The organism is Microcystis sp. M015S2 (genome assembly GCF_020245945.1).
Lineage (GTDB): Bacteria > Cyanobacteriota > Cyanobacteriia > Cyanobacteriales > Microcystaceae > Microcystis.
Genome location: NZ_JADBTX010000102.1, coordinates 1 through 24782, shown reverse-complemented (window position 1 = coordinate 24782; position 24782 = coordinate 1). Strand labels below are relative to the sequence as shown.

The 24782-nt window shown below is 43.4% G+C and carries 29 protein-coding genes and 2 pseudogenes; 17 read left to right on the top strand and 14 right to left on the bottom strand.

Annotated elements, in window-relative coordinates:
- Positions 1–8 precede the first annotated feature (8 nt).
- On the bottom strand, positions 9–566 hold the full coding sequence (locus IM473_RS17860) for a Ycf51 family protein (RefSeq protein ID WP_287657959.1): 558 nt from the start codon (positions 564–566) through the stop codon (positions 9–11).
- Here IM473_RS17860 and IM473_RS17855 point away from each other — a divergent pair.
- From IM473_RS17855 to queC, 4 genes are all read left to right on the top strand, one after another.
- Positions 543–1160: a 7-carboxy-7-deazaguanine synthase QueE gene (locus tag IM473_RS17855; protein WP_287657958.1), complete on the top strand. Its 618-nt coding sequence runs from the start codon at positions 543–545 to the stop codon at positions 1158–1160. The genes IM473_RS17860 and IM473_RS17855 overlap by 24 nt on opposite strands.
- A gap of 222 nt (positions 1161–1382) precedes the next feature.
- Positions 1383–1700 carry a hypothetical protein gene (locus IM473_RS17850; RefSeq protein WP_002799114.1) on the top strand — a complete coding sequence of 106 codons (318 nt, stop codon included), beginning with the start codon at positions 1383–1385 and terminating at the stop codon, positions 1698–1700.
- Complete coding sequence (locus tag IM473_RS17845; protein ID WP_002756992.1) at positions 1697–2059, top strand: hypothetical protein; 363 nt, start codon at positions 1697–1699, stop codon at positions 2057–2059. Before IM473_RS17850 ends, IM473_RS17845 begins: the two co-directional genes overlap by 4 nt.
- On the top strand, positions 2059–2757 hold the full coding sequence (gene queC / locus IM473_RS17840; RefSeq protein ID WP_287657957.1) for a 7-cyano-7-deazaguanine synthase QueC: 699 nt from the start codon (positions 2059–2061) through the stop codon (positions 2755–2757). Before IM473_RS17845 ends, queC begins: the two co-directional genes overlap by 1 nt.
- A 17-nt stretch (positions 2758–2774) precedes the next feature.
- On the opposite strand, the gene IM473_RS17835 is transcribed toward queC, so the two are convergent.
- Together IM473_RS17835 and IM473_RS17830 are read right to left on the bottom strand one after the other, a co-directional pair.
- Positions 2775–3347 (bottom strand): manganese efflux pump MntP, encoded by a 573-nt coding sequence (locus IM473_RS17835; RefSeq protein ID WP_079208136.1) that lies wholly within the window; start codon positions 3345–3347, stop codon positions 2775–2777.
- Positions 3348–3658: 311 nt separating this feature from the next.
- Positions 3659–3829, bottom strand: a complete 171-nt coding sequence (locus IM473_RS17830; RefSeq protein WP_148204743.1) for a 2OG-Fe(II) oxygenase family protein — start codon at positions 3827–3829, stop codon at positions 3659–3661.
- Positions 3830–4028: 199 nt separating this feature from the next.
- Here IM473_RS17830 and IM473_RS17825 point away from each other — a divergent pair, with 199 nt between their 5' ends.
- Both IM473_RS17825 and IM473_RS17820 read left to right on the top strand, forming a co-directional pair.
- Positions 4029–4982: a branched-chain amino acid ABC transporter permease gene (locus IM473_RS17825; RefSeq protein ID WP_287657955.1), complete on the top strand. Its 954-nt coding sequence runs from the start codon at positions 4029–4031 to the stop codon at positions 4980–4982.
- Positions 4983–5073: 91 nt separating this feature from the next.
- The gene (locus IM473_RS17820; RefSeq protein WP_287657953.1) at positions 5074–5985 is read left to right on the top strand and encodes a hypothetical protein; all 912 of its coding nucleotides are present in this window, start codon (positions 5074–5076) and stop codon (positions 5983–5985) included.
- Between the two features lie 515 nt (positions 5986–6500).
- On the opposite strand, the gene IM473_RS17815 is transcribed toward IM473_RS17820, so the two are convergent.
- The gene (locus IM473_RS17815; RefSeq protein ID WP_148204744.1) at positions 6501–6809 is read right to left on the bottom strand and encodes a hypothetical protein; all 309 of its coding nucleotides are present in this window, start codon (positions 6807–6809) and stop codon (positions 6501–6503) included.
- A gap of 517 nt (positions 6810–7326) precedes the next feature.
- Here IM473_RS17815 and IM473_RS17810 point away from each other — a divergent pair.
- Both IM473_RS17810 and IM473_RS17805 read left to right on the top strand, forming a co-directional pair.
- Positions 7327–7638, top strand: coding sequence for a BrnT family toxin (locus tag IM473_RS17810; RefSeq protein ID WP_061430167.1), 312 nt, complete (start codon positions 7327–7329; stop codon positions 7636–7638).
- Positions 7583–7834 carry a BrnA antitoxin family protein gene (locus IM473_RS17805; RefSeq protein ID WP_061430166.1) on the top strand — a complete coding sequence of 84 codons (252 nt, stop codon included), beginning with the start codon at positions 7583–7585 and terminating at the stop codon, positions 7832–7834. Before IM473_RS17810 ends, IM473_RS17805 begins: the two co-directional genes overlap by 56 nt.
- A gap of 63 nt (positions 7835–7897) precedes the next feature.
- Here the strand turns inward: IM473_RS17805 and IM473_RS17800 are convergent, their stop codons facing one another.
- The 3 genes from IM473_RS17800 to IM473_RS17790 are packed head-to-tail and all read right to left on the bottom strand — an operon-like array spanning position 7898 to position 8808.
- A complete protein-coding gene (locus IM473_RS17800) occupies positions 7898–8158 on the bottom strand; it encodes a DUF4926 domain-containing protein (protein WP_287657951.1) in 261 nt (86 codons plus the stop codon).
- Positions 8159–8164: 6 nt separating this feature from the next.
- Complete coding sequence (locus IM473_RS17795; RefSeq protein WP_287657950.1) at positions 8165–8494, bottom strand: DUF6883 domain-containing protein; 330 nt, start codon at positions 8492–8494, stop codon at positions 8165–8167.
- A 29-nt stretch (positions 8495–8523) separates the two neighbouring features.
- Positions 8524–8808, bottom strand: coding sequence for a helix-turn-helix domain-containing protein (locus IM473_RS17790; protein ID WP_287657949.1), 285 nt, complete (start codon positions 8806–8808; stop codon positions 8524–8526).
- A 181-nt stretch (positions 8809–8989) separates the two neighbouring features.
- Here IM473_RS17790 and IM473_RS17785 point away from each other — a divergent pair, with 181 nt between their 5' ends.
- Both IM473_RS17785 and IM473_RS17780 read left to right on the top strand, forming a co-directional pair.
- Positions 8990–9268: a hypothetical protein gene (locus IM473_RS17785; RefSeq protein ID WP_287657948.1), complete on the top strand. Its 279-nt coding sequence runs from the start codon at positions 8990–8992 to the stop codon at positions 9266–9268.
- A 274-nt stretch (positions 9269–9542) separates the two neighbouring features.
- Entirely contained in the window at positions 9543–11930 is a 2388-nt protein-coding gene (locus IM473_RS17780) for an ATP-dependent Clp protease ATP-binding subunit (protein WP_287657946.1), read from the top strand.
- A gap of 55 nt (positions 11931–11985) precedes the next feature.
- Here IM473_RS17780 and IM473_RS17775 read toward each other — a convergent pair whose 3' ends face one another.
- The gene (locus IM473_RS17775; protein ID WP_287657945.1) at positions 11986–12126 is read right to left on the bottom strand and encodes a hypothetical protein; all 141 of its coding nucleotides are present in this window, start codon (positions 12124–12126) and stop codon (positions 11986–11988) included.
- 647 nt (positions 12127–12773) lie between these two features.
- On the opposite strand from IM473_RS17775, the gene atpD reads away from it, so the two are divergent.
- Positions 12774–14222: a F0F1 ATP synthase subunit beta gene (gene atpD / locus IM473_RS17770; protein WP_149986192.1), complete on the top strand. Its 1449-nt coding sequence runs from the start codon at positions 12774–12776 to the stop codon at positions 14220–14222.
- 74 nt (positions 14223–14296) lie between these two features.
- Positions 14297–14713, top strand: a complete 417-nt coding sequence (gene atpC, locus IM473_RS17765; protein ID WP_002735380.1) for an ATP synthase F1 subunit epsilon — start codon at positions 14297–14299, stop codon at positions 14711–14713.
- A 372-nt stretch (positions 14714–15085) separates the two neighbouring features.
- Here atpC and IM473_RS17760 read toward each other — a convergent pair whose 3' ends face one another.
- Entirely contained in the window at positions 15086–15409 is a 324-nt protein-coding gene (locus IM473_RS17760; RefSeq protein WP_286826118.1) for a 30S ribosomal protein PSRP-3, read from the bottom strand.
- Positions 15410–15494: 85 nt separating this feature from the next.
- Between IM473_RS17760 and mutT the strand changes: the two genes are divergently transcribed.
- Genes mutT through mraY form a run of 3 tightly spaced genes read left to right on the top strand, consistent with a single transcriptional unit; the run spans position 15495 to position 17299 of the window.
- On the top strand, positions 15495–15917 hold the full coding sequence (mutT, locus tag IM473_RS17755; protein ID WP_287657944.1) for an 8-oxo-dGTP diphosphatase MutT: 423 nt from the start codon (positions 15495–15497) through the stop codon (positions 15915–15917).
- Positions 15914–16177: a DUF3134 domain-containing protein gene (locus IM473_RS17750; protein ID WP_002735746.1), complete on the top strand. Its 264-nt coding sequence runs from the start codon at positions 15914–15916 to the stop codon at positions 16175–16177. Before mutT ends, IM473_RS17750 begins: the two co-directional genes overlap by 4 nt.
- Before the next feature lie 45 nt (positions 16178–16222).
- Entirely contained in the window at positions 16223–17299 is a 1077-nt protein-coding gene (mraY, locus tag IM473_RS17745; RefSeq protein WP_287657943.1) for a phospho-N-acetylmuramoyl-pentapeptide-transferase, read from the top strand.
- On the opposite strand, the gene IM473_RS17740 is transcribed toward mraY, so the two are convergent.
- Together IM473_RS17740 and IM473_RS22605 are read right to left on the bottom strand one after the other, a co-directional pair.
- Positions 17300–17623 (bottom strand): HesB/IscA family protein, encoded by a 324-nt coding sequence (locus IM473_RS17740; protein WP_079206311.1) that lies wholly within the window; start codon positions 17621–17623, stop codon positions 17300–17302.
- 165 nt (positions 17624–17788) lie between these two features.
- A pseudogene (locus tag IM473_RS22605) lies at positions 17789–17893 on the bottom strand (bluetail domain-containing putative surface protein); the annotation flags it as partial.
- Positions 17894–17969: 76 nt separating this feature from the next.
- On the opposite strand from IM473_RS22605, the gene IM473_RS17735 reads away from it, so the two are divergent.
- Positions 17970–18260, top strand: coding sequence for a type II toxin-antitoxin system Phd/YefM family antitoxin (locus IM473_RS17735; protein WP_002746031.1), 291 nt, complete (start codon positions 17970–17972; stop codon positions 18258–18260).
- A complete protein-coding gene (locus IM473_RS17730) occupies positions 18257–18589 on the top strand; it encodes a type II toxin-antitoxin system RelE/ParE family toxin (protein WP_002761780.1) in 333 nt (110 codons plus the stop codon). The genes IM473_RS17735 and IM473_RS17730 overlap by 4 nt, the downstream gene beginning before the upstream one ends.
- A gap of 177 nt (positions 18590–18766) precedes the next feature.
- Here the strand turns inward: IM473_RS17730 and IM473_RS17725 are convergent.
- The 3 genes and pseudogenes from IM473_RS17725 to IM473_RS17715 all read right to left on the bottom strand — a co-directional run.
- A pseudogene (locus IM473_RS17725) lies at positions 18767–18886 on the bottom strand (bluetail domain-containing putative surface protein); the annotation flags it as partial.
- Positions 18887–18995: 109 nt separating this feature from the next.
- Positions 18996–23249: a DUF4114 domain-containing protein gene (locus tag IM473_RS17720; protein ID WP_287657940.1), complete on the bottom strand. Its 4254-nt coding sequence runs from the start codon at positions 23247–23249 to the stop codon at positions 18996–18998.
- A 32-nt stretch (positions 23250–23281) separates the two neighbouring features.
- Positions 23282–24172, bottom strand: coding sequence for a hypothetical protein (locus IM473_RS17715; protein WP_287657938.1), 891 nt, complete (start codon positions 24170–24172; stop codon positions 23282–23284).
- Positions 24173–24782 lie beyond the last annotated feature (610 nt).

Below are 24782 nucleotides of genomic sequence, written 5' to 3'. Positions count from 1 at the left end.
TCTCAGGATTATTGGCTAAGTTTAGCGAAGCTTTCGGGAAAAAGCTGTAGTTCAGGGGTATTATCTCCCGGGCCGGAGAAGGATTTTTTAATCTGTCCCAAGTACAAAGGAGCAGATAAACCGGGCTGAGGATGAACGAGAGTGCGAGCGCTAATGATAAATTGATTATTACCGCCAGCACCGGCGCGACCAGAGGAAAACAAGTCACTAGCGGCTTGTTTTAGGGTTGCTTCCACTTGCTCGGGAGTAACAGTATTGGGCAGGGAGATAACAGCTTGATTAGCTCCGTTATCATAGACAAGGGAGAATCTCACCGCCCCCGGAATTTCGGTACGAGTAAATAATCCTAACCCAAGACCGAAAATTCCGACCGTCAACACAGCCATAAAGCTAGTGACACCGACGAGACGAAAGCGGATTCCCCAACCGACGAGAAAAGCGATAATCGTGAGTATCAAAAAAACCAGCGTGGCAATACCAGACCATTGGATGTATTTGGCAAAGTTCAGGGGAATGTCCATATTTTCTATAATACTGATTCTATGAAAACGGTTAGCATAAACCATTGTACCTATCCTGTTGTCGAAACTTTCCATTCTGTCCAGGGCGAGGGCTTTTGGACGGGAAGCAATGCTTTTTTCCTCCGTTTGGGAGGTTGTGATGTCTATTGCCCTTGGTGCGATCAAAAAGAGTCCTGGAATGCCCACCGTTATCCACAACAATCGGTGCGGGAATTGGTTGAGATGGCAAAAGACGCTAACCCCGCTATGGTGGTGATTACCGGGGGTGAACCCTTAATGCACAATCTTGATCCTTTAACCAGGGAATTAAAAAATCAGGGTTTACGGGTACATTTAGAAACTTCTGGCGCTCATCCTTTTACTGGGGTTTTCGATTGGGTGACTTTTTCTCCTAAAACTTATAAAATGCCCGATCCTAGTATTTATGCACAGGTGAATGAGTTAAAAATTGTCGTGGCTAATCCAGAGGATTTAGACTGGGCAGCTATGCAGGAAAGTCAGTTATCAGAAGGGGTGATTAAATATCTGCAACCCGAATGGAATACAGTGGAAAGCAAAGAGTTAGTCTTTAATTATGTTCTCCGGCATCCCCAATGGCGTCTCAGTCTCCAAACCCATAAGTTTTTAGGAGTCCGCTAGTCAGTTATCAGTGATCAGTTATCAGTGATCAGTTATCAGTTATCAGGAGTCAGCAGTCAGCAGTCAGTTATCAGCTTTTTTCTCCCTGCTCCCATCTCCCCATCTCCCCATCTCCCCCCGCAACGCGCACGAAGTGGTCTCCCCACTTCCCCACTTCCCCATCTCCCCAATTCATAATTCATAATTCCCAACCCCTAATTGACTAACAAGAGGTTAAATACTATGTCTAACAATAATTCTGAACGAGTAGTGCGTCGTGGTCGAGTTTTTCCGGAGATGCAATCTACAGAGGAAGAAAAGGCCAAACATCGCGCCCGACAATTAGAATTTTATCATCGTTGTTGGCCGATTTTTCAGAGTTTACAGCCCCGGTTAATGAAACATTACTATGGTTGGTACATTGCGATCGAACCCGATAGTGGCGATTATTTTATCGATCCCGATCAAGAAGTGGCCAGTAAAAAAGCAAGGGCAAAATATCCCGACAAAATTCATCACATCTTTGGCATTAATGAAACTGGAGTTAGTGGCAGAATATGATTGAAGGGAGATTTGGAACCAAAGGACAAATTTATTTTGATATCGATTTAGTTGGCGATGATGGATTGATTCTACCCACAGAAGTCATGCTGGATACGGGTTTTACCGAGTTTTTAGCCATAAATAGTCAAGATGCTGACAGTCTTGATTGGCGTTTTTTGCGACAAAATAAATTGATAACCGCTCAAGGAGAAGCATTTTTTGATATATATTTAGGCAGAGTAAGAATTGATGGTCAGGAATACGAAATTCCCGTCTTTGCAGGGGAGGCAATTCAGGAGATTTTGTTAGGTTCGCGGTGGCTAAAACAATTTATCTTAGTAGCTAATTATCAACAAACACAGGTGACATTAGGATAATGACAAAAAAGGCGATTATTTTACTTTCTGGGGGATTAGATTCAGCGACAACAGCAGCGATCGCTTCAGCTGCTGGCTATCAATTAATTGCCCTTTCCTTTCGTTATGGACAAAGACACGAGCGGGAATTAGCAGCGGCGAAAAAAATTGCTAATTTCCTCAATATTAAAGAACATCATCTGCTCGAAGTCAATCTATCTTTATGGGGAGGTTCCGCTTTAACGGATCAATCTATTGCTATTCCCCAAGAGGGAATTAACCCAGATATTATCCCGATTACCTATGTGCCGGGGAGAAATACGGTTTTTATTTCGATCGCTCTTTCTTTAGCGGAAGCAAGGGAAGCGGAGGCGATATATTTAGGAATTAATGCGGTGGATTATTCCGGTTATCCCGATTGTCGTCCCGAGTATTTAGAGGCCTTTCAAACTTTAGCTAATTTATCATCGAAAGCCGGTTTAGAAGGGAAAGCACCCCAATTAATTGCCCCTTTGGTGATGGATAGTAAGGTAGATATCGTCCGTCGTGCCGTTAGTTTAGGGGTTCCCATTGCTGATACTTGGTCTTGTTATCAAGGAGAAGTTGAACCCTGCGGTTTATGCGATTCCTGTCGCATCAGAGATCAGGCTTTAATTGAGGCAGGTTATCCCGAATTGGCTACTTCCTTCTTAAAACAGTCAGGAAAAGGGGGAGCATAGTGAAAAATGGAGATAATCTAGGCGATTAAATGTTCAATGAGGATTTTACTGCCGATTAATATTAAAACTAAACCGCCGAGAATTTCCACCTTTTGACTAAATAAATTACCGAATTTATGCCCGATAAAAACAGCTATAAAACATAAAGCAAAGGTAATAGAACCGATGACAGTGCAAGCTAAAAGTAAGGGAGTTTTAATCATCGATAGACCCAAACCAACTACTAAAGCATCGATGCTAGTAGCGATCGCTAATCCGATTAAAGTATAGGAATCTAGAGGATTAAATTTTTTTTCCTCGTCATCATTTTGAACAGCTTCGTAGATCATTTTACTGCCGATCGCTCCTAAAATAATAAAAGCGATCCAGTGGTCAAAAGAAGCAAGAAAATCGCGACAAGTTAGACCAATACCCCAACCGATAATCGGCATAATCGCTTGAAATCCGCCAAAAAACAAAGCAATTTTCAAAGCCTTATTAACATGAATATGGCGAATCATCAGGCCACTGGTCAGAGAAACGGCCACGGCATCGGCGGCTAATCCCACGGCAACAAAGGAAGTGGTTAAAAGTTCGAGTGAAGTAAACATCTATAGTTGTTTATCCTTTAATTTACCCTTATCTTAACTAATTTTTACTCAGAAAACTTTCATATTTCTCTCATGATCCTCTCATTTATCTATCATTTCTCTAACCTAAGTAGGTAGGCGTTAAAAGTTGTCAGATGCCCCCCTTATCAAGGGGGGATTAAAGGGGGGACTAAGGGGGGATCGGCACCCCCCTTATCAAGGGGGGATCAAGGGGGGATTAAAGGCAAAATCCATTTTTAATTTAATTATAACCAGCTACTTAATTAGTGAGAGGATCGAATTGAAAACGTTTAAAACCACATTACTGGTTTCTAACCGATCGCCTGCACCTGATGGATCGCTTCTGGGGTAAAACCGATAATATACTCAGCTTCTAGGACTTTTTCAGCCGCTACTGCGATTTTATCGGGAAATTCAGCCGTAGGAGTCCGAGTAACCAATGCTACTGTTTCATAAATTCCCCCGAATTTTTTCCAGGACAAAGTTGAGGAAGATACCTTTTCCCATCATCGATCATCCCGTCTGCTTTTAAGGTGGCGAACGCTACCATATAGGAAAAGTGCCAAGTAAAAAATTATGATAATTTCGAGAATTACCGGAGAATGAGGTGGGAGAGAACGGTGATAAAATTAGCTAATTGACTCCCCTAACTTAAGCACTCAATAACCGCTCACTGAAAATATGGCTGATTTTTTTAACACCTATGGTTTTTTAATTGTTTCAATGATATTTGGAGCCATATTAGGCATTTCAATTTATCTGCCCTTAATGGCCGGTCAATTATCCTTAGCAACCCCCGGTTTTTACGCTTTAGGTGGTTATGTTGCCGCCATTCTTTCCACGAAAGTTTTTACTAATACTGGTAGCAATTATCCCCTTAATTTGGTCTTTTTAGAAATGTTAATTGCTGGCATTATTGCAGGAATATTAGCCATAGTTTTAGGTATTCCTGTTCTCCGTTTGCGAGGGATTTATTTAGCCATTGCCACGATCGCCTGGGTAGAAATTTTGAGAATTATTGCCCTTAATCTCGAGATAACCGGCGGTGCGGTCGGTATTTTCGCCATTCCCCAACCTTTCACCACTCAATTAGCTTACCTTTGGCTGGCTTTGCCCCTCTTATTGCTAACTATGCTGTTTCTCTACCGGTTAGAAAACATCAAAATTGGTCGGGCATTTAATGCCATTCGTGCCGATGAATTGGCGGCCGCGGCCATGGGAATTAATCCCACCTATCACAAAGTTTTATCCTTCACTTTCGGGGCAGTTTTAGCGGCAGTGGTGGGAGCGGTAAGCGCCCATTTTCTCAATACATGGAATTCCCGTCAAGGAACCTTTGATTCTAGTATTATTTTCTTGGCTTTTGTTTTAATTGGTGGTTCAAGAACTTTTGTCGGGCCGGTGGTGGGAGGCATTGTTTTAACTGCTTTGCCCGAAGTTTTACGCGCCCTCGGTGGTGTGAATGGTTTACCAATTTGGTTGGGTAATTTCTTGCGCGATGGTCGTTTGATTATTTTTGGAATTTTAATTGTTTTGGGAACTATTTTTTATCCCCAAGGCTTAATTACACCTGAATTAATCAAAAAAATAATGCCTTTTAAAAGACGTTCCTCTCTTAGTCAAGTTGATTCCTAGTCATGGATCAATGTTGTCGATTGGATTCCTTTTTAATTAATGATATAATAGGATAGTTTATCCCCCTTTATATTCTCAGTCATCTCCGAGAATGACCCGCCAAATTCACGACCAATTTGCCAAGGAATATTTAGAGGAACTGTTAGCGCCTCTAGGAACCATAAAAAAGAGTAAGAAAGTGAAAAGTGAGGTTCAAGAAATAGATGTCTGGTTTGAACCGGCCAGTTCACCATCAAGGAACGAACTCCCTTTAGGTTTACTCGGAAAAATGGCGGCGACTTCCTGTTTGTTTGAACCTTTCCGTAACCCGCCCTCAGAAATAGAGATTCGCAGTTGTATATCAAAGTTATATACTGTTCATAATGACCTGTTAAGAAAGGCGAAACGGGCAAACAAAACTCTGACGGTCGCAGAATTGCCAGTTTTATGGATTCTCACCCCCACCTTTTCAGCTAGAATGATTCAAGGATTCAGGGCTGACAGCGATGAGAGGAATTGGTTAAAAGGGGTTTACTTTTTAGCTGACTTCCTCAAAGTGGCAATCGTTGCCATCCACCAGTTACCAGTGAGTGAAGACACTTTATGGTTGAGGGTTTTAGGAAAAGGAGAAACACAAAAAAGAGCCGTAGAAGAGTTAGTTCAATTGCCAGAAGATAACTCTTTTAAAGAAAATTTGTTAGAAATTCTAGCCAACTGGCGTAAGAATTTGGAATTGAGAGATAATTTAAGTAGCGAGGAACAGGAGGACATCATGAACCTATCACCAGCCTATCTAAAACAGCGAGAAGATTGGAAAATAGAAGGAAAACAGGAAGGCACTTTAGAGGGACAACTCTCGCTGATAGCTAGTCTTCTGGAAGGGCGGTTTGGAACCCTAGATTCGGAATTGTCTGGTCTAGTTGAACAGATTGCCCAACTTCCCATCTCAGAACGCACCGGGTTACTTCTTTCTTTAGTGAATTTATCCCGCTCTGAACTGTTAGAAAGATTGAGAAAAGATTAAAGTTTTAGTCCGCTCAAGCCATGAATTTTCATGCCAAAATCCTGATGGTAGTTTGTCTGCTGAGTTACTGTCATGGTCAAATCTAGCATTCCCTCAGACGCTCTAGCCCTGGGTTGGATTGAGCTATCATTATTGAGCAGGTATTACCAATCGGCTCAAAAGGCGAAACCCAACCAAGATTGTGAAAATATTCTGGGAAGTTGTTGGGTTTCCTTGCGTCAACCCAACCTACGAGTTTTACTCTAAACTTGGTCTGACTGAATCAAGGGGGCATTTATGGTATTTTTAGAAGCAATTTAGCCTACTTTTGTGGTTTCTTTTTCGGTGGATTGGGAGGGTTTTAGTTTGCGTTTGAAGAAAATACCATACAAGATCATGTTATCGCACTAAGGGAAAATTTTATAAATTTCTTGGCGATGAGCAACTCGTAGATAGATAATGGTTTGATGATTTGAACTCTCCCCCAACCCCTCTGGGAGCAGGAGAGGGGAGTTAGTCTGGATTCATTAGTAGCCTTATTCGTCTTCGTTTCTTAAAGGTATAATTCCTTTAAGAATCTTTCCTCTAATAATCAAATAGGCAGGAAAACAATACACCCAAAGGAGCAATACAAACAAAAAAACTGACCATGAATTACCAAATGATGGTACGAATGATCCTGTAATTTTATACTTATGAATTTCTATTCTATGGGAATCACTTGCTGCCCAAAGTGCTGTCCAGAAGACAATTCCACGCATTATAGGACCTCCTGTAATCGCTCCAAGACCAATGCCAACAACCAAAATCAACAATGTTAGTAAAAGTGAATTTCTCCAACCCATAATGAATATTAATCTTTTTAGTAGTGTTTCTATCGAATCGAGATAGACTCGCGCATCCTTGCCCATGCCATTGTTGAAATTGCGGGTAGTGCGATCGCTTCTTCGTAGCTAGGTAAAGCAACACCCCAACCCAACACCAAAGGGAGATAGCAGAAGAATACACACTCCCCCCCATAACTGTATTAAAAGCTACAATTTAATAAATCTTTATATTCTTCTCCCTAGCTTAGGGATTCACAGGGGAAAGAGTTTCAGGTATTTTCCCCTGTTTTACTGCTTCTCAGGCGACCTATCGCCTTCCGTGAGGGATTGTGGCGCGGTGTGTCAGATTCGATAATAGGGTTCAAAATTTCGCTAACATTGTTAGGTAATTATTTATTAACTGTTGTTAAGTCTTGCATCTCCCCGGTAGGCATGATTTCTAGACTTAGAGGTTATCTTGGTAGTTGGGAGGGTGTATTATACATCGCTTGCGATCGCAGTATAATTTCTTAGTTTATGGAGTTAGAGTCAAAAGATGGAGTTCGAGTGGGATGACCAAAAGAACAACATCAATATTGAAAAACACGGGATCGACTTTAATTTTGCCAAGGAAATCTTTTCAGGAGTCTGGATATCAAAACCTGATAATCGCAGAGACTACGGCGAAGAAAGATTAATCGCTTTGGGACTTTTAGGAGAATTTGTCCTAGTTGCAGTGTACACTCTACGAGAACAGAAAATACGGCTTATATCTACAAGACGCGCTAATGCAGAGGAAAGGGGAATTTATTATGAGTATGTCGAGAGAGGAACAATTAAATATCCTTGGTCAGATGAAAGATTCTGATATAGATTATTCAGATGTACCTGCTACTGATGCCGAATTTTGGCAAGAAGCTACTGTTAATTCTCCTCTAAAAGTTCCTGTAACTCTGCAGCTTGAACCCTCAGTTGTTGCTTGGTATAAACAGCAATTTCCCAAAAAATATCAGACTTTAATTAATGCCGTACTAAAAAAATATATGCTAGAACATAATTGTTAAGTGCGATTTCCGGTTCATAGAAAACTTTTACTTGAGCCATAAGTGTTTCCCCTTAAGCAGAATTTACGCCACCTCCAGTTCATAATGCAAGACCAGAAGCTCATCGCCTGCCAGAATAGCCATCGCATATTCCCGCCCCTGACTGTCAGAAAATTCCACTAAATATTGATAGCGCGAACCTTTTTCATACACCTCAACCACCGTTCCCACCTGTCCGCTTGGCAAGCTGGGGACAGCCTCATAATCTGGCTCAACTAAAGTCAATCGCTCCCGAGGGACGGAGTTGAGGATGGCAACCGTATCTAAGAGTTTGATGTCTTTCATGGTACTTCACTTGATAAAGGCAGAAATTAGGCGAGGGTTGGGATTAATTAAGCCGATTTCCCAGATAGTTCGCAGTTGTGTTCCTTCCCGTTTTGGTATCGTCCAATCCACTTTAAACTGCTGGCCGAATTCCGTGACAGCTTGTTGGACAACTTCCCCCTCCAGGGCAGCCTGTGAGATGAGCGATCGCAAAACCTCAGCGTTCTCGGCAGTTATTCCTAGACGAGAGCGAAAGACTCTGGCTTGATTTTTTCCTCTGGAATGTTCTGGATTTAAGCAATAGCCAATCAGTTTTTCCATCGAGATTTCTGCCAGTTCCCCGTTGGGTAATTTCATCTGCGGCACTCCGAACTTTCTGACTTCCCTCAGAGCAACTCGATTCGCAATTGGCGGCCCACCACAGAAGCCGCCCGTTGGATAGTATCGAGGGAAACGCCCGTCTTTTCGGGGTCGAGGAGGCGGTCAAGTTGCGCCCGACTGGTCTGCATCCGCGCCGCCATCTCCGTTTTGGTCAGAGAGAGCCGTTTCATCTCCTCAGCCAACTGCCGCGCCAGTACCCGTTTGAGTGCCACCGCACTACAGTCCTCCTCAAGACCTTCTTCTTTGAGAAAATCATCGAAATCGGAGCCAGTATGGGGGTTAGCGGTCATATTTTTCCTGTTCCTTCTTACGATTGAGAGCTAATACTAAATCCGGTTATTAACAATTGATTATTTATTCTCCCCTTTGCATGAGTGCCTCTTGCATGAGTGCCTCTCCTCATAACTAGCCTATACTCAACGGATTTAGTATAAATCGATTTCCTGTTTTGGGTTTTTTTGGGACTTCTTGATGAAAGTGAACGGCACAGGGGCAGCCGATGGGAAAGCTAAACTCTACGTCCTTGATATCGCTGCCAATAATCCGGCAATCTTCACGGCTGAGAGTTTTCCACCAATCTTTGACTGGCTCCGACCCACCTTCGGCTCGAAAAAACTTGGCTGGCAGCCTTTTCAATCCTTACCTTCTCAGTTATCGTACCTTATATGGTACATCAATCGGATTAATGAGATCTTCAACGGTCGCCCAGAAATTACTGGGAGTACCGCCCTTCGATTGGCGAAATATTAGCAAGTTTCCCCATATTTCCGGCTGAACCTGCAAATTCGTTACGATTATCTCCCCCCGCAAGGCGCACGAAGTGGTCTCCCCACTCCCCCCGCAACGCGCACGAAGTGGTCTCCCCACTCCCCCATCACCCCACTTCATAATTCATAATTCATAATTCCCACTCCCCACTCCTGTCCCCTAACCCACCCTACTGATACGGATATCCCCCTTCCGGCTAATGTAAAGAAAACGTTACAGTAACAGGTAAAGCCCAGTAGCCAGGAAGCCGTCGATCATGTTTGAATACTTTAACCAGAAAGCTATCAAAGCGGTGATGTTCGCCCAAGAAGAAGCCCGTCGTACCGGTCACAGTGTCGTGGGTACGGAGCATTTACTGTTAGGATTGATAGGAGAAGCCACCGCCACCGCAGCCTTAATTCTCAAGGATTTAAAAGTCACCCTGCACGAAAGTCGCCGCCTGATTGAAGGAATGACTGGCCGCGGCACCGGTTACAGTCCCGTTAATATCCCTTTTACCCCGAAAGCGAAAAAGATGTTCGAGCAAGCATTTCAGGAAGCTCGACAATTAGGGGAACAGGCGATCGCACCTGAACATCTATTACTTGCTATCACCGCCGATCCCGAATCCCTAGCCGCTAAAATTTTAATTATGCAGGGTGTTGATTTGCTCAAACTTCGCGGCCTTTTAATTAAAAATGCCGGGGAAAAAGTCGCTAGTGGTCGCTTCACGGCAAAGAGTGACTATGAAGACCAGAAAAATGCTCCCCAAGGCGGGATTTTAGCCCAATATGGTCGCAATTTAAACCAAGAGGTCAAAAATGGCAAAATTGACCCTTTAATCGGTAGAGAGCCAGAAATCGAGCGAGTTGTCCAAATTTTAGGCCGTCGCGGCAAGAATAACCCGATTTTACTGGGTGAGCCGGGGGTGGGCAAAACAGCGATCGCTGAAGGGTTAGCACAACGCATCCATAATGGCGATATTCCCGAACTTTTGCAGGATAAACAGGTAATTGCCCTCGATATGGGGTCTTTATTGGCGGGAACCCGTTTTCGCGGCGATTTTGAGGAACGTTTAAAGGGTGTTGTGGAGGAAGTTCGCAAATCGGGCAGTATTATCCTGTTTATCGATGAAATTCACACTCTTGTGGGTGCTGGTAGCATGGGAGGAGCTATGGATGCTTCTAACTTGCTTAAACCTGCTTTAGCTCGCGGCGAGTTACAGTGTTTAGGGGCAACAACTCTCGATGAGTATAAACGGCATATTGAGCGCGATGCGGCTCTAGAAAGACGTTTTCAGCCAGTTATGGTGGGAGAACCGACTAAAGAGCAGGCGATCGAGATTTTACGCGGTTTAAAAGCCACCTACGAGGATTTCCATCAGGTAAAATACGATCAAAAAGCGATCGAAGCTGCCGTTAATCTATCCTCTCGCTATATCAATGATCGCTTTTTACCGGACAAAGCGATCGATCTTCTCGATGAAGCGGGATCCCGCACCCATCTACGCTATTCCCTGCAAAGTAAAAGTCCCGCAGAGGTTAACGAAGAATCACCCCTAATTAACCCCGAATCTTTAATTCCGGTGGTAGATGCGGAGGAAATCGCCCAAATTGTCGCCGCTTGGACAGGTATTCCCGTTACCCAATTAACTGAAACTGAGTCGGAATCGCTCTTAAATCTGGAATATCAACTGCATGAGCGGATTATTGGTCAACAGGAGGCAGTGAATGCCGTTTCTCGTGCTATTCGTCGAGCGCGAGTAAATTTAAAGAATCCTAACCGTCCGATTGCCTCGTTTATTTTTGCCGGTCCCACGGGAGTGGGTAAAACTGAATTAACGAAAGCCTTAGCTAAGTTGCTCTTTGGCTCGGAATCCAGTATGATTCGCCTAGATATGTCGGAATTTATGGAATCCCACACGGTTTCTAAGTTAATTGGTGCGCCTCCCGGATACATCGGTTACAATGAAGGCGGTCAGTTAACGGAAGCAGTGCGTCGTCAACCCTATAGAGTGGTTTTGTTTGACGAAATCGAGAAAGCACATCCCGATGTTTTTAATCTTCTCCTGCAACTGTTAGAAGATGGTCATTTGACCGATTCCCAAGGTCGTCGGGTGGACTTTAAGAATACCCTAATTATTATGACCTCGAATATTGGCTCAAAAGTCATCGAAAAAGGCGGTAATAGCTTAGGATTCGAGATGGCTGACGATTTTGCTCAATCGCGTTACCAACAGATTTCTAATCGGGTGACAGAGGAGTTAAAACAATATTTCCGTCCCGAATTTCTCAACCGTCTCGATGAAATTATTGTTTTCCGACAGTTAACTCGCGAAGAAGTTACCCAGATTGCCGATATTCTGATCGCAGATCTAGCCAAACAATTGACAGAAAAAGGCATTTCTGTGCAAGTTACCGCCGCTTTTAAGGATTTGGTCATCAATGAGGGTTATGATCCTAGTTACGGTGCGCGGCCTTTACGTCGTGCTTTAACTCGACGCTTAGAGGATAGTTTAGCGGTCGCGATGTTATCGGGAAAAGTCAATTCTGGAGACCATGCGCTATTGGATGTAACTGCGGACGGTGTGGTGACAGTCTCTAGTCATCAGCGCTCTGAGCAGAGCGATATTCTCTCGCAATTACAGTTACAAACGGTGGGTTAATCCGCTCAAAAATTGCTTTTTTTCGGGGTTGAAAATTTTTCAACCCCGATTTTTATCATCCTGGCAAAATAACTTCTAGGGGAGCGGGAATCATCTCGGTGCGAAAGTCCAGAATCTGAACTAGGATTAAATAGGCAACGGCGATTAAAATCGAAATCGCTCCTGTGATAATGGCGATAATTTTACCAGAATTCATATAGTTAACCGATAATTTCCTGAGATTGCTGCAAAAGCAACCGAAATTTATTCTCATCTACGATTGCGAGCCTAAACAATTGAAACTGAAGATATCTTACAGCACAATTCTCCCGGACGGTTGAGAAGGGAGTGCGTCTCAGTTTTGTAGAAATATCCATAACACATTTTGGGCGCAGGCCCGGCACCCCTACCATAAACCCTATATAAAGCTGTCCCTTGAAAATTTGACAGGAGATAGTTCTTGTGGATCAATATATAGACTAAACTCTATGGTCAAGCTTTAAATTATTTTTTATTTGAATCTATGCAATCAGTAAAACCCTTGCTATAATCGACATTATATGGTAATAGACCAATTCCATCCACTGCATCGGCATCCCCAAAGTTGATCAACCTCGCTTTGTTTTAAGGTAGGCTAAGGCCTGCCTTACTTTTTATCGGTGATCAGCAACCAGTAAGCAGAAAATTGCCATTTAATATCGATCACCGATCAGACTGTCCACGGACAACTCAAATCTGATCACTGGTAACTGATAACTGATCTGATCCCCTAGCGTGATAAGCTGAGTATTGGCTAATTTTACAAAAAATTAAGACTTTCCCCTTGTGGGAGTTATCAGCTAAAACCCAGAGTAGACATAAACAATGGTAGCGACAACAGAAACTAACGTTGGTAAAATCGTCCAGATCATCGGTCCTGTCATCGATGCCGAATTTCCCAGTGGCAAACTGCCCCGTATTTATAATGCCTTAACCGTAAAAGGAACCAACTCCGCCGGTCAAAATCTATCGGTTACTTGTGAAGTGCAACAGTTACTCGGTGATAACCAAGTGCGGGCCGTTGCCATGAGTACCACCGATGGTTTAGTGCGCGGTATGGATATCGTGGACACCGGCGCGGCGATTAGCGTTCCCGTGGGTAAATGCACCCTCGGTCGGATTTTTAACGTTCTTGGTGAACCCGTGGACGAAAAAGGACCGGTTAACGTCACCGAAACCTCTCCTATTCACCGTCCCGCTCCCAAATTAGTCGATCTTGAAGTAACACCGACGGTTTTTGAAACCGGTATCAAGGTGATTGACCTGCTCACCCCCTACCGTCAAGGGGGCAAAATCGGCCTCTTTGGGGGTGCTGGTGTGGGCAAAACCGTCATTATGATGGAATTAATCAACAATATCGCCATTCAACACGGTGGTGTCTCGGTTTTTGGCGGTGTGGGTGAAAGAACCCGCGAAGGAAACGACCTCTACAACGAGATGATCGAATCGAAGGTAATCAACGCTGATAACCCCGAAGACTCGAAAATTGCCCTCGTTTACGGTCAGATGAACGAACCCCCCGGAGCGAGAATGCGCGTCGGTCTCTCTGCTTTGACCATGGCCGAATATTTCCGCGATGTCAGCAAGCAAGACGTACTCTTATTTATTGATAATATCTTCCGTTTCGTGCAAGCTGGTTCGGAAGTATCGGCGCTCCTCGGTCGGATGCCTTCTGCGGTAGGATACCAACCCACCCTCGGTACTGACGTAGGCGACCTGCAAGAGCGGATTACCTCCACCAAAGAAGGATCGATCACTTCCATCCAAGCGGTCTATGTACCTGCGGATGACTTGACTGACCCCGCTCCCGCTACTACCTTCGCTCACTTGGACGGAACAACTGTACTATCCCGTGGTCTGGCTTCCAAAGGTATCTATCCGGCGGTAGATCCCCTCGGTTCCACCAGCACCATGCTCCAAGCTGATATCGTCGGTGATGAACACTACGGCACCGCTCGCGCCGTCCAATCTACCCTGCAACGCTATAAAGAGTTACAGGACATCATCGCTATTCTCGGTTTAGACGAATTGTCGGAAGAAGATCGTCTCACCGTTGACCGCGCTCGCAAAATTGAGCGTTTCCTCTCGCAACCTTTCTTCGTGGCCGAAGTGTTCACCGGTTCCCCGGGTAAATACGTTACCCTCGCTGATACGATCAAAGGCTTCCAGATGATCCTCAAAGGTGAACTCGATAGCTTACCCGAACAAGCGTTCTATATGGTCGGCAATATCGATGAAGCGATCGCTAAAGGCGAAAAACTCAAAAAAGGCTAATTAAAAGTCAGTAGTAACCGCGTTTAGCGGTTACTTAACCCAGAAATCTGCCAAAATTATCGTTATTATCACCAATGAGCATTACAGTACGGGTTATTACACCCGATCGCATTGTCTGGGATAACGTGGCTGAAGAAGTAATCCTACCCAGTTCCACGGGACAATTAGGTATTCTTAGCGGTCACGCTCCTTTATTAACTGCCCTGAATATTGGCGTAATGCGAATTCGACCGGGGAAAGACTGGGAAAATATCGCGGTTTTGGGCGGTTTTGCTGAAGTCGAAAATAATGAGATCAAAGTCCTCGTTAATGGGGCGGAATTAGGCTCAAAAATCGATAAAGAAAAAGCTCGCGCCGAATACGAACGGGCCCAAACTCGTCTCGATGAAGTCAGTAAAGGGGATGACCGTCGCAAAACTATCCAAGCGCAACAATCATGGCGCAAAGCTCGCGCTAGATACCAGGCCGCTGGCGGTTTAGTATCGGTTTAAACCAAACCCAACCAAATCAAATTAAATTAAAGCAAAATCGGGCGGGTTTATATAAACCTACCCGATTCTTTTTCAGTTATCAGTTATCAGTTATCAGTTATCAGTTATCAGTTATCAGTTATCAGATTTGAGGTTTCAGTGAATACTGTTATTGGGAAGTTGCTGTTCTCCTACTGATTGGTGATCACTGAAAAAGTTTCCTGTTTCCCGTTGCCTAAAACTGGAGATTTTGTCGCTCCCCATTAAGATAACTGCTAAGCTAAGACGCATTTAAAACGCTTATTCTTAGATTAGCCGAACCTTCCCCAATCCCTTGACTCTTGCCTCTTGCCTCGTCTCAACAAGCAATTTAAATTACGAACAGCTTATAAATTAATTGCTACCACTAAACACAACTTCGGGGAATTTTAACTGTGCATCGGCCATGGGGATTTGTCGGCCTTGATTGCGTAACTCTTGCCAAAAATTAATTACTTCTGTGGCTTTGTTGAGAACATCAACGCGATCGGACTCATCAATCCAGTGTTTTGCTTCTAACTCCTCTTGCAGTTGTTGCCAAGCATCATTGCGCGGCCAGAAAAAATAAGCGGTGAGGGGGCTAGTTCCTTTGCCGACCACCTGATCTACAGCGATCGCTACGCTCTGATCTAACCACAATACTTTTAAAATAAACTTTGATTCGGAACTGACTGTCATTGTTAATCGTTAATCGTACAATTCTCGATTATATCATCTTTTGACTCAATTCTCCGCAGTCAGTTTTTAACCATTTTTTCCTATTATGATTCCCGAAACAGACTCTTTACCCCGTAAACAAATCGGTGTGGCCGTAATTAGAGACGATCGAGATTTAATTTTAATCGATCGCCGTCTGGCCAAGGGACTCCTGGGCGGTTTTTGGGAATTCCCCGGCGGCAAAATCGAAGGCAATGAAACGGTACAGGAATGTATTAAACGGGAGATATTAGAAGAAATTGGCATTGAAATCGCAGTTGATAGTCATTTAATCACTATCGATCACACCTATAGTCATTTTCGGGTTAATCTACAAGTATATAACTGTCGTTATCTCAGCGGCCAAGGGAGAGCGATCGAATGTGAAGAAATCCGCTGGGTAACTATCGAGGAACTAGATAATTACACTTTCCCCGCGGCCAATCAAGAGATTATCAGAGCCTTAAAAGACATGGTAAACTCGAAATGATTGCTGTTAATCGTCGAGTGATTATGCTTAATCCTTCTATTCGTCAAGAACCCCGCTACGAACCGGCCGCGGTTATTCCCCTAAAAAAAGACGCTTCCATTGTCGAGTGGTTAGAAAAAAATAATCGCATGATTCCCCGGGATAAAATCGCCGAACCGGATCTGACTCTGGAAGAAGATGTGGAACTATCTGAACTGATGGATGTCGATGATATCGGTTATGATGACGACGAAGATGAATTAGTCTTAGATGAAGATTAATACCGTCTTCTTTGGCAAATTTTCCCCTTATCTGACGCTTTAGTCGTGAACGCTAACATTTTTTCCGCCCCTATCTTTAAAAAACCCACTGGAACCCATCTGCTGATTCTACTAACGGGATTACTATTTCTGTTAGTAGTTTTTTTTCAGGCCACTAATTCCCTGTTACTCCCCCTGATGGCCACGACATTAATCAGTGCTGGTCTTGGTTGTCAAGTAGTACCGATGCTGCGGCGCTTGAAAATGGGTCAGATCATGCGCGAAGATGGACCCCAGGCTCATTTAAAGAAAGCAGGAACCCCGACCATGGGAGGCAGCTTTTTTGTGCCAGTAGCCCTTATTTTCGCTTTAATCTGGTCTAAATTTACTCCTAATGTGGTGGCGGTTGCTTTGCTGACCTTTGTTTACATGGGTATCGGTTGGTTAGACGATTGGCAAATTCTGCGTTATAAGTCGAATAAAGGCCTATCTCCCCGGATGAAGTTAATTTTACAGATAACGGGGGCGGCGCTTTTTTGTCTCTGGATGTTGGTCAATCAGGTGAGTACCGATATCACCCTTTGGGGTCGATTAGTGATTCCTTTGGGCTTTTTCTTCTGGATTTTGGCGGCATTTGTCCTTGTAGCTGAAAGTAACGCCACTAATCTCACCGATGGGGTGGATGGATTAGCGGGGGGAACAGGTGCGATCGCATTTTTGGGTTTAGGTATTATTATCGCTAAAGGCGAACCTAGTCATCCGGATTTGGCGATTTTCTGCACTTGTTTTGCTGGTGCTTGTCTAGGCTTCATTTTTCATAACCGCAACCCCGCTAAAGTGTTTATGGGTGATACCGGTTCCCTCGCTTTGGGAGGTGCTTTAGCGGCAGTGGGTTTAATTACTGGACATCTCTGGGGATTATTTTTAATTAGTGGTCTGTTCTTTCTGGAATCTCTTTCGGTAATCGCTCAGGTTATCTATTATAAAGCCACAAAAGGACCCGATGGCAAGGGCAAAAGATTGTTAAAAATGGCTCCTTTTCATCATCATTTAGAATTAAGTGGTTGGACGGAAACCAAGATTGTGGGAGCTTTTTATCTGGCTAATGCGCTTTTAGTTGTCTTGGCTATTTGGAGCAGTTAATTAAGCACTAAAGGAAAGACCACAACCGCAGGTATTTTGGGTGTTGGCATTGGTAAAACGGAAACCACCACCCATGAGATCTTCTGAATAGTCTAATTTTAAAATTTGTAGGTAGCGATCGCTGTCAGGATCGACTAAAATATTAATACCCTGACTTTGATAAAAGCGATCGTTTTCTGCCGCAATATCGGTTAATTCGAGATGGTAGTGAAGTCCCGAACAACCACCGTTTTTTACGGCCAAACGCAGATAGGAACCACTCAGGCGACGGCTTTGACTCCAACGTTCAATTTCTCTAGCGGCGGCGGGACTTAATTCGATCATTGTTTTTGAGACTATTGTGATAATAATATCAAATTCTTGTGAAGTTATACCATAGTTGTTGTCAAACTTTATGTTAAGAAATATGTGACTAATAAATGGCGGGGGTAGCTGACAATTTTTAACAAAGAAAACGGGTTTCTCCGAGAAACCCGTTTTCTAGGTGACTTAGAAGGAGAAATTCCCCACTGTAATACTCCCCAAAGCTGGTAAAGTACCAGTAAATCCAGTGATATTTATTAATAAATCATTGCTCGATTGGAAGCCAGCCGTGAGAGGAGCGGGTATTTGTCACAGGGGAATTAATTTAAGGTAGCATATAACTAAATGCGTTTTGTCTGCCAAGATAATGCTCAACCTTTCAAAAGACATTCATTCTTTAACTGAGTTTAAACGAAACACGACCCAGTTCCTAGAGCATCTCAAACAAACCAAAGACCCTTTGGTGCTTACGGTTGATGGGAAAGCAGCACTCGTCGTACAGGATGCGGAATCCTATCAGACACTTCTTGAAGCTGCTGAATTGGTTGAGACGCTTAAAGGAGTCAAGCGTGGTCTTGAAGAGATGAAGCAAGGCAAAGGTAAGAAGGCAGAGGAATTCTTCTCTGAATTGTTCGATAAGCTGGACAGTTCTCCATGAGCCAAAAGTATCAAGTCGTCATACAACCTGAAGCACAACAGGGAATTGAAAAAGCCTATCTGTGGTTCAGTAAAGATTCTCCTCGAAAAGCGAGGTTGTGGCTAGAAGGATTGTACAAAGCAATTCTGTCACTAGAGCAAATGCCTTACCGTTGTTCACTGGCTTTTGAAAATAATTTCTTGGAGGAAGAAATCCGACAACTTATTTATGGTAAGGGACGTAGTGCCTACAGAATTCTCTTTACCATCACTGGCGATATTGTGCAGATTCTTTTCGTGCGCCACGTTGCACAAAAGCCTTTGTCAAGTCAAGAAGATGAAGAAGAGTAGAGGCCCATGGCATACCATTGTTGTCCTAAATTGTGACGGCAAAGTTTTGATAGGTAAGGTTATATCATTTTTCTTTATTCGTGGCAGACATCCTACTGCCATCTTCCTTTCTGGGAGAGGAGTTGGAGTTTAGGGTAATTAACCATCTCTGCCATTACTTTAGAAAAATGCTATTAATTAAACAAAGAAATTACCCTCTGGAATGTTCCCTAAAGCTGGTAAAGTGCCGGTAAATCCAGCGATATTTATTAATAAATCATTGCTGGATTGGAAGCCAGCCGTGCTATCATTAATCAGAAACGGCAATGAGGCCTGTGGCGCGACAAATGACGGTGATTCGCAGTTAGAAAAAGACAACCACCGGCAACTCCCAGAGGAAATGGTTTATCAGACCAGATCCTGACGATTAAGCAATAAAATTAAACGCCAAAATCCCATCATTAAAATCGTTATCGCTGATATTGGGTAAGTTCCCCGGTAAATCCTCAAAGCCAAAGATATTATTCCCCCTTGACCGTAAATGTTCCGCCCCATCGGGATTTGCCGACCCAAAGGAGAAGTAGGCCACCTCATGACTCATATAGTTTTCTAGGGTAGCCGCCACGTTATCGGGATTCTTGGTCAAAAATGCCTGAATACTCCCTTGCAGACTTTCTCCCAGATTGCCCCCATTGGCAATCACAAAGGGTGCGTAGCGTCGCCCTCCTTCCAACAACACATCCCCAAATTCAGCGGCGGTGGTGCTTTGGTTTGCCCCTTCCCCACTGGCCTGCAAAATGAAGTTATTCACTGCTTGACTTAAGGCACTACGCGCATAACCCGCTTGACCGGGTTGAATTAACTCTGTGGCGTTGCCATCTCCATCTAAATCGAGGCTGTCAAAAACGGCTCCGTTATCATCGGCCACTGGATAGAGGCCGACAACGTTATTGAAGAAAGCTCCCGTCTGTTGGAGTCCCTCCTCAATGGCTGTCACCTGTATGCTACCGGGCAAGTTACTGAAGTTGAAAACCAGAGAACCTTGTCCATTGCCCGTATTTTTAAATTCAAGGGCCTGGGGATTAACGTCTTGGTCGGGTAGATTGGTAATTTCTAGGGTGAAATTAACCGTTGCGTCTGGCGTGGCATTGGGAGCCGGTTTGAGGGTGGTATCCGTCACCGCAACTGTCAAGTTATAGAGGGATTGGGCTTCAAAATCAGCCTTACCGATGAAGAATAATTCCCGGCCACGAATCTGGAAACTGCTCTGATCGTTCCCCAGCAAAGAAAGGCTATTTGTTCCCAGGGCATCATCGCTGATCTGAATATCGGCAACTTTTACACCTTGACTGGTATCGGTATTTTCAGCGATCGCCTTGGTGCTATTGGCAAGAATTAGGGCTGTGGGAGCTTCATTGACATCGGTGATGTTTAAAGTCAAGGTTTGGGTGAGATCGGGGCTGACACCAACGGTTGGATCATCGACATTCACAGTGACTTCGTAACTGTTTTGAGCTTCAAAATTAGGAGCAAAACCGACATAGAAAAGTGCCGAATTCTGAATTAAGAAGCGCTCCCTATCTCGTCCTGTGAGGAAGAGATTATTGGTTCCTAAACCATCATCTTCAATAAGGAGATCGGCGACCTTAAATTCTGGGGTGACATCGACATTTTCAGCTAACTCGGTGACAGCATTTTGGAAAATTAGGGCTGTGGGAGCTTGATTACTAGGTGTTTCATTAACATTATTTACCGCAATTGTCAAGGTTTTCTCAAAACTGAGTCCCCCTTGATCGGTGGTTTTTACCCGAATACTGTAACTATTTTTGGTTTCAAAATCCGGGGAATTATTAATCTGTAATTGATTCCCCACAATCAAGAATGCTGAGTTATCTGTATCTCCTGTTCCTGTAACTAAGCTATAGGTAAAGCTATTACCACTATCGGGGTCTGTGCTGGAAAATGTTCCTATCACTGTATTGGGGGCAACATTTTCATTTACTGTGGTCGCACTTAAGGCTAAATTTGTCGGAGCTTGGTTACTAGGATTTTCATTAACATCATTGACAGTAATAGTTAGGACTTTCTCAAAACTTAGTCCCCCTTGGTCAGTTGTTTTTACCCGAATACTGTAACTATTCTTAGTTTCAAAATCGGGAGAATTATTAATCTGTAATTGATTCCCCACAATCGAGAATGCAGTATTATCTGTATCTCCTGTTCCTGCGACTAAGCTATAGGTAAAGCTATTACCAGTATCGGGGTCTGTGGTAGAAAATGTTCCTATCACTGTGTTAACAGGGACATTTTCATTTACTGTGGTCGCACTTAATGCTAAATCTGTTGGTGTTTCATTGACATTATTTACCACAATTGTCAAGGTTTTCTCAAAACTGAGTCCCCCTTGGTCGGTGGTTTTTACTCGAATACTGTAACTATTCTTGGTTTCAAAATCGGGGGAATTATTAATCTGTAATTGATTCCCCACAATCGAGAATGCTGTATTATCTGTATCTCCTGTTCCTGTAACTAAGCTATAGGTAAAGCTATTACCACTATCGGGGTCTGTGGTAGAAAATGTTCCAATTACTGTATTAACAGGGACATTTTCATCTACTGTGGTCGCACTTAAGGCTAAATCTGTGGGAGCTTGGTTACTAGGAGTTTCAGTATCAGTATCAGTATTAGTAATGATTCCCACAACTGCGTCAGTCGTACCTATGGCATAACCTGTCCCAGGAGCAAGGTTTAAAGTTACGGTTTCATCATCTTCAACATTTGTATCAGCAGTGGGGTCAATTGTTACAGTCGCAGTATCTGAACCAGCAGCGAAAGTAACTGTCCCTGTGGTTGCGGTGAAACTTGCTGCACCAGTTTGGGTGTAATCTGTGTCAAAAGTGGCTGTCCCCCCGACTGTATAGTTGACGGTTAAAGCATCAGTTGTGGCTCCGGTGCGAGTGAAGGTATAGACTAAGTTAGTTGTCCCGTCTTCATTGACACTGCTGGGAGAGACCGCAAGATTAATACTAGGAAGGTTGATAATAGTCAGCAGGGTGTTGACCAAATCATCAGGATCTGGAGCGACAAAGGAACTACCGCCTGTGGTAGTTGCTATGGACTCAAGATCTGGATCAAGAGAACCGAAGTTCCCTGTATAAATTGTATAGATCTCAAGGTTTGCGATCGATGTGTCGGGAGTAGGTGACTCGTCTATAAACTCGAAGGGCGGTAATTCAGGATCGTCGTCTCCACTACCTGGGAAAAATCGTTCTTCTTCTGTAGAAGCAGGGGCTACCGGAGATAGGGTAAACGAGTCTATAGTACCACCTGTTCCTACCGCTCGTGAACTGGATTCAATGGTGGCTCCAATGTTAGCTGCAAGCGCAGCAACTGCACCTGCTAAAGAACCGTCTTTAGCAGAAGCATCCGTAAAAAGCACTACCCGATGCACCCCTGCCCCAGGTCGCCAGTTTCCCATTGTGCCGTTGAGTGCTTTGAGCAGTCCGTCAAATGCTGTTTCTGGCAAGTCGCCTCCTCCACCCACTGCAATTCCATTTAGTGCAGCAAGAGCAGCAGCTTTTCGATCAGCAAATTGATCATGATCGGTAAATGGAAGAATGATTGAAGTAGGCTCACCAATCGTCGTATCTTTAAACCCAACAATGCCAATACGGGCATCTTTTGTATCATCAGCAAATAGGGCATTAATAATTGCAGTACCCTGTGCCTTCACTGCGCCTATGTCATCACCCATACTGCCTGTGGTATCGATGACAAGCGCGAAATCTGATTGATAGGTTAATCCTTTTTTCTTTAGGTCAAATGTTTGTCCTCCTTTAAACACTACCTTTTCTAAGTTTGTAAGAGTGTCAGTTCCTTCGTTTGCATCACCACGAACATGACGGGATGTCCAGGTTCCGTTAGGGTTTAATCGCAAATCATAATCAGTTGGCTTACCTTTGAAACCAACAGTATCTGTGCCATTACCTCCGAATAGACTATCATTACCACCAGCCCCCCATAAGAAATCATCACCAAAACCACTCTGGAGAATATTGGCGGAAGGTCCACCAATGAGCAAGTCTTTTGAGTTAAGTGTCAACAAAGACATACTCCAGTCACTGTCTCTTGACACAGCCCTGTCAATTGTCGCACCATTGGTATATTGGAAATTTCGCTCAAGAACTCCACCAGAAGTAACATCTAGACCGGCGGCAATATATGACACTCTTTCTGGAATTCCCAGTTGAGCTAACATTGGATTGGTATATATGACATTGGCACCTTTATAATCTGTCAAAAATCCCCCATCACTAGGGTTGATGTCAAGTCGTCCGGTCAGAGCATGACCAAGTTCGTGTACGACAACGTGTACAGGGTCTAGTTCTACAGCTTGGCCTGTTGGAGTAATGTAATTAATAGTTGAAACGAATTGTAGGTCTAAAAATACTTTGCCAGTGCCTTTGGAGCCAAATAGTGTAGGCTGCGTTAGAGCATATGCTTTACCTTTCTCATACTGTATTTGAATCGTGTTGGTTGGAGTAGCAATCCAATCATCAAACATGGTTCTAGCCAGGCTTGAACCATTGTAAGCAGTCTTCATTGCATTAAGAATGATTGCTTCATCAGCGGCAGAAAATCCCGTTATAGTTGTCCTTGCTTGTACGTCTGAAAAAGCCATGAGAATAACCTCCAGTTATTGTTAATATTGAGTTAGTTGATTTGATATTGCTCAAGAGAAATCGTGTTACGAAGGTCAAGCACCGTTTCGTAACGTTGATCAACTTTTTGAGTAGATGCAAAACACTGATCAAAAAGCTTTTGTGTCAGATTGATGTAGTTCTCAGTCGCACGCTTCAAGATAGTATTCATCGAAGAGCGAGCGGCATCTGAGAACGGAATAAACGTCGTTTGCGGTGAGTTCCGGAACAGCCATAATACATCGAATGGGATTCGTTCTGTGATGTTGGATTTACCAGATGGTAATCGTAGAATTTCAGAGTCAGCATAGTCGGCCGCATATTGCTGAAACAAACGATTGCTCAGCGGAACAAGGGGTGAGTTCAAAGATAGATTTTGATTAGATAATAAAGCCTGATCTCCCAAAAATTGGCGTTCGTTCCAAAGAAAGACACCTTGAATAAGTGGAGGATGTGAGTGACGAATCACAAGTTTTAGCCAAGGACTATCAAGATGACAGGTGATGTTAGGTAAAGATGTGTCTAACTCTGGAGGTGGTGCCAAGGGATCGTTACCTGACGTGACTAAAGGAAGCCGAACAAATATTAGCCGGTTCATCGGCTCTTCACCTGAATTATCTTTGCAAGACCCTGCTCCAGAAAATTTAGCTGAAATGTAATCGGTTATAGAAGTTATAAATGACTTAAAATATGGGTCATTTACAGATTTAATTGATCTCACTTCTGACGTAACAGAATTGTCAATGATTCGTATGGCATAACCATTGGAATTACACATCCACGCCTCTGTTGCTTGTGTTGTTCTAAATACTTTGTAAATTACGAAAACTGTCAATACCGATAGCCCAATAGTTACTACATATCGGAGTTTTGCTTTGATTTTTTCTAAAAACTGTTTAGCCATTTATGATCTAAGAAAATAAGTTTTTTGATTTTGTTTACTTCCTTGGGAGATTCTGTAGTTACTTTGTCCTCAATATTAATTATTTATTCAGGCGATTCAGTCCGTTTTTACACAACAGATCCAGTAACTGGCGTAGGTTGGAACTAACGATACAAAGCTTACGCAGGCAGACTATGATATATGGCAGAGGGTTATAAATGATCTCCATCGGAGACCGTCAACTCTTTAATTAATCCTTGTTGCTATCCTAAGAGCATTTTTTTGTATCGTCAATACATATAAGTTATCTTTATATTTTTTTGTATAATTTTTACTAATCAAACACAAAACACAATAAACTTGATTTAATTTACCTGATGATGTGTGGTCGGTTGCTTAACTTTGGGATTGCCGGTAGTGATACTGTAGGTTAAGGATACGTCGAGAAGGCAGGCAATCAGCGTCGGGAGAATGTCACATAAACCGCGTATGTTATGGCATAGAACGAGTTAGTTAGGACAGATGCCTGAAGGCTTTACTCACAGCATCCACAAGGTTTTCACTATCATTGATAATCTGACTAACATAGTTTTTCAATCTAGCCCAGAACTTTTCAATTTTGTTGAGATCT